Origin of the sequence: Paenibacillus sp. OT2-17 (assembly GCF_009827695.1) — a bacterium.
In the GTDB taxonomy this organism is placed as follows: domain Bacteria; phylum Bacillota; class Bacilli; order Paenibacillales; family Paenibacillaceae; genus Paenibacillus; species Paenibacillus polymyxa_B.
Genome location: NZ_WUDQ01000255.1, coordinates 1 through 5,127 on the forward strand (window position 1 = coordinate 1; position 5,127 = coordinate 5,127).

The window sequence follows — 5,127 nt, forward strand, 5'->3', positions numbered from 1 at the left end:
ATTCGCTTGGGGTCAGGTGAATTTCTTCTTCACCAATCCATACGCATCCTGCTGCATAATCAATTTTCAAATTTCCATTAATAAAGCTGGAAGCATCCTTCAGGAGCTTATCACTGTCATTTCGAATTCTTCGTAAACTGACTCGAAGTCTGGCCAGCAGTTCTTCTACACTGAAGGGCTTTGTTAGATAATCGTCCGCTCCGGCATCCAACGCATCTATTTTATCCCGATCTTCGCTGCGTGCGCTGACCACGATAATAGGCATATTCGACCATGCACGAAACTTTTTTATGATATCTACACCATCCATATCCGGCAGCCCCAAATCCAGAATCATTAGATCCGGCTGCTTGGATACTGCTTCTAAAATCGATGCTTCCCCTGTTTCAGCCGTATGATATTTATACCCCTGTGTCTCCAGCGTTGTCGTAATCAGCTTGCGGATGGGTTTATCGTCCTCCACAACAAGAATAAAAGGTTTATTCATGAACATTCACTTCCTCAGCTTGCAGGGTAAAATAAAAAACCGTCCCTTTAGGGATATTGTCCTTAACACCAATAGTACCTCCATGAGCATTCACAATTGATTTGCACAGAGAAAGCCCCAATCCTAATCCACGACGTCCGTCCCCATGAATGTTGTCTGCCGTATAAAACATCTCAAACAGTCTAACCTTGACTTCTTCTGAAGAAATACCGGGGCCATCATCTGAGATTTCTACAATGACTATATGTCTCTCGCGTCTTGCTGAAATTGTGATGTGAGAGCCATCTTGGGTATACTTGATTGCATTATCAATCATATTGATCAATACCTGAACAATAAGTCGGGAGTCCATTCGAGCCATCATCAATTCATCATCCAGTTCCGTCTGAATGACATGCTTCACACTGTTGCGATTCACATGAAGCAGAGCCTCCGAAATGACTTCCTCCATTAATTCTGCCTGAAAATTCAGATTTAGAGTACCACCTTCGATTCGACTAATAGACAGCAAATTTTCTACCAAATTGATTAACCACATGGAATCGTCATATATATCCGTATATAGACCTTTTTTCTGTTCCTCGTTTAGTACCTCTGGGTTTCCAAGAAGAATCCCCGCATTGCCTGAGATGCTGGTAAGTGGAGTGCGTAAATCATGAGAAATGGACCGAAGCAGACTGGCACGGAGTTGCTCCTGCTGGATTTGCATGGAGATCTCTTGTTGTCTTTCGTTCAGTTTTTCTTTCTCTAGCGCCAGCGCGCATTCTCCCAGCATGGCAAGCATTAGGCTATTTTCAAAAACTTCTAAAGGTTCTTCCTCATCCATTACAATAGCTGCCACCGCAAGAACCTGCTCTCCTCCACGCACCGCATGATATAGACACTTAGCGCCAAAAAAAGTATCCGTCGTTGCTCCTGCACGCTTGTTGTTTTTATATACCCACTCTGCAACTGCACGTTCGTTGCCTCCTGTGTAGACCCCTGGATCAACTGCAGATTCTTTCTTTGGAAAAAACTGCGGCGCCAACAGTCCCCCTTGGTCAACTGAATAGAAAATGACCATTCTGTCCAACAACTTTACCATTTGATGTGCCATTTCATTAATAATAGCCGGAGAGTCTTTGGCCTGTTGCAATTTCCGGCTTGTTTCCAGAAGCACCTCGGTACGGTAAGCTTTTTGCGCAGATTGCCGAGCCTGCTCTCTTACTCGCATAGTCAGTGTACTCGTCATGAAAGAAGCAGCCAGCATGACCAGAAAGGTGACCGGATAGCCTGAATCATAAGCCTGTAAAGAATAATAAGGCTCGGTAAAAAAATAATTAAACACAAGTACACTCATAACCGAAGAAATGGCGCTATACATTCTGCCCTTGGTCACAATTGCATTTAACAAAACTCCCAGAATGTACACGGTAATAATGTTAGCTTCTCGGAATTCCAAATACTTAAACCACAAGCCAATAATTGTGCACACAGCCAAGATAGCAATGGTCTTGATAGTATCTGCCAACGACAGCAATGGGTATTTTTCGTAAAAAGGCAATCTTTTATAGAAGGAAGACTGAGTATAGGGGATAATATAGATTTCAATATTAGGAAGTAAGGCCGTTAGTTTATCACTTACATTGGATTTTGCAAGCCCTCTCCTCTTGTAAGGGGAGCGTCCTAGGACAATTTTCGATACACAGCTTGTTTTGACATATTCGGCAATCTGTCCTGGAATATCGTCTCCATACATCGTTGCGATTTGTGCACCCATTTGCTCAGCCAGCCTAAGGTTCTCCCTTAACTCCGCTTTATTTTTTGATGTCAATTCTCTCGCTTCTGGTGTTTCCACAAACAACGCGGAGAAATGACCATGAAAAGCTGCCGCCATTCTTGCTGCTGTTCGGATCACTTTCTTATTGGAAGCAGCCGAAGACAGACAGACCAGAATATGTTCTTTCGTATCAAATTCATTTCTTTTCGCCTGCTCACTGATTTGCTCCGCGATTCGGTTTAACTGACTTGCTGTATTACGCAAAGCAATTTCACGTAGAGTCGTCAGCTTCTCTTTGGTAAATAAATGAGCCTGTGTATTCTCCTCCTCAGGGTAAATCTTTCCCCTATTCAAACGTCCTATTAAATCATCCGGTTCAATATCGACTAATTCCACCTGATCAGCACTGTCAAATACACTGTCCGGTATGCGTTCGTCAACGGAAATGCCAGTAATGGAGTAGACAATATCCGTTAGACTTTCGATCTGTTGAACATTCATCGTCGTATATACATGAATTCCTGCGCGAAGAAGTTCCTCCACATCCTGATATCTTTTTTTATGTCGGCATCCTGCCGCGTTGGTATGGGCCAAATCGTCCAATAAAATAAGGTCAGGACTTCTCTGGAGCGCTTGGTCCAGATCAAATTCCTTAGTTGAGGATTCTTTATTTGAAATTTTGATGTAAGGAAGAAGTTCTAGTCCTTCCAACAACGCCGCAGTGTATGGCCGGGCATAATGTTTAATATATCCAACTACGATATCTATACCCTCTTTTTGCTCTTCGTGAGCGTCGCTAAGCATTGCACAGGTCTTCCCAACACCTGGTGCATATCCAACAAAAATTTTCAGTCTTCCTCTACTTTTTCTTACTGGCAAGTCAGTAATTCGATCAAGTATGGACCCGGCATCGTTCTGTTTTGCTGCCATCTTGTGCCCACCCTCTACTATATTCTCTCTCAATCCATAGTATATCATGAGCAAAATCAGTACCGTATTACGAATTTGCCTACAGCATTAAGATTGTATTAAGATCCGCTTTTATGTAATACATCCTCAAAGAAGCCTCAAAATCCTGATTCTGTCCTAGCTTTCTCAGTGGAAGGATAGCAGCACAAAATAATATAAAAAGCTTTCACAAGCTGGTTCAGCCTTTTCTCATATTCACGGTATAGAAGATTGAAAAACAAGGATTCAATGCTTTGGCTTCATCTGTCATAGCACGTTTAGACATCTTCTCCTTCCATTTCAAATTTCATTGTTAGAATTTCCTATATGCTTGGTAATTGTAGAGCTGGCAGCAGACGCAGGCATTTCAGAAATGCAAATCGACACAAATGCTAGAACTAATAAAAACAAACTACATTTCTTCCACATCAATTCTTCCTCCTTAAGTCAGAGAAACCAATGAAAGTACCCTGCCAAGTAGACATAGTTTCTTCTTCATGTCTGACTGACAGGGTACAGTTCATTCTTTATAGCTTTTGCTTATTCTTGTATTATCCGGCTGAGACACCTTATTATGGTATGCTCATGTTGTGCTACAAAGCTATTGTCGGGTACACATAAAGTCCATCCATCCGTACGCTCAACGACATACCCTGCACCTGTAAATAAAAAGGGCTCGATTGTAATTACCAAGCCCTCTCCCTCTTCCAATACCGTGGCTACACAAATTTCTATTTACTAGGAAGAAGATAAAGAACTTACAAAAAGGTTTATAAATGTGTCAGGAGGATCTAGCTAGAGATGTTGGAACCAGAGGTTACATTAGTCAAATTGAGAAAGCAAATGCGATGCCCTCTTTTGAGATCATTAGCAAGCTTACGGAGCGATTAAATTGCTTTATTAGACTGTGCCCCCAAGTTTCACCGCATTTATTTTTTCGAATAGCCCCCTCTTCAGTTTTCCTTTTCACCCACATATCGATCAAGGCCTTGTCAGGTTTTCCAAAGTATGAACTGTACACTTTCCGGAAATACAATAAAATTTCTCATTTTTAGTTCGGTCAGTCGTTCCAAAATATAAAAAGCCGCTAAATAAGCGACTAATTAAATGGTCAATGTCCTTTTTTTCTTCGATAACTAGACGCAAAGCCAACGACATGGGCTTTTTAATGCGCATGAATTATTCCAAGCTCTCTTTGCCCTGTAAGTTCATTCAAGAGTACTGGTTATTTTGTTGGATCATCTATGCTCCTTTGCCTTGAGATTAGTGAGTGATACTGACGGTTTCGATCAGTTTTATTCATATAACAATATCGAAGCTGTGTAGTATGGTTGAGGTTGTGAATATACTCGGCTGAATTATCATTAAGAGAAGTATGGATAAATGTATCTATTTAAGTGTATACACCCCGATATTTTTCTCATTTTATATGGACTAATATGTGAACCTACCGTAGCGGAATGAATCTCATAAGTGATTTCGTAGAAGAATAATGGGTTGTGTTACCGCTTTGCATTTACATATTTTACAGTAACACAAAATTAAAATTTGCCCCTTTTCACATGATCTTAGTAGTCAGGTCAACTCCAGTTTCACTGTGGTAATCTCTAAGACAAAGTTTGAGGGCCAACTTTGTGTCCATTCCCCTTTAAGGGGTAAATGTATGTCTGGTAAAAAATGTACTGGTTGTTCATAACCCTCTCAAGGATAGAGACGATCAGATGCTTATGGAATGAAAAAAATGATTTAGATGTTCGGCAAACAATTTAGGATTTTCCATAGCGGCAAAATGACCGCCTTTATTCGCTTTCTCCCAGTACGTAATATTATAGGCGCGTTCTACCCAGCTTCGGGGAGGCGTGGGCAGCTCCTTGGGAAATAAGGAAACCCCTGTTGGAACAGTAACACGCTGATCTTCGGTGAAATGCAGTGG

At 41.3% G+C, this 5,127-nt stretch carries 3 protein-coding genes and 1 pseudogene; 1 reads left to right on the forward strand and 3 read right to left on the reverse strand.

All coding sequences use genetic code 11. The annotated features are described in order from the left end of the window. Both GRP75_RS18875 and GRP75_RS18880 read right to left on the reverse strand, forming a co-directional pair. Window positions 1–487 (reverse strand): response regulator (locus tag GRP75_RS18875; RefSeq protein WP_160790047.1); only part of this gene is annotated, 487 nt, incomplete at its 3' end. After that, on the reverse strand, window positions 480–3,176 hold the full coding sequence (locus GRP75_RS18880; RefSeq protein WP_160790048.1) for a sensor histidine kinase: 2,697 nt from the start codon (window positions 3,174–3,176) through the stop codon (window positions 480–482). The genes GRP75_RS18875 and GRP75_RS18880, both read right to left, overlap by 8 nt. Before the next feature lie 794 nt (window positions 3,177–3,970). Between GRP75_RS18880 and GRP75_RS30670 the strand changes: the two genes are divergently transcribed. Further along, a complete protein-coding gene (locus tag GRP75_RS30670) occupies window positions 3,971–4,249 on the forward strand; it encodes a helix-turn-helix domain-containing protein (protein WP_160790049.1) in 279 nt (92 codons plus the stop codon). 662 nt (window positions 4,250–4,911) lie between these two features. Here the strand turns inward: GRP75_RS30670 and GRP75_RS29890 are convergent. Then, a pseudogene (locus GRP75_RS29890) lies at window positions 4,912–5,127 on the reverse strand (hypothetical protein); the annotation flags it as partial.

Coding starts and splice junctions, on each gene's coding strand:
- GRP75_RS18880 (WP_160790048.1), bottom strand. CDS start 3,176: ATGGCAGCAAAACAGAACGATGCCGGGTCCATACTTGATCGAATTACT.
- GRP75_RS30670 (WP_160790049.1), top strand. CDS start 3,971: ATGTGTCAGGAGGATCTAGCTAGAGATGTTGGAACCAGAGGTTACATT.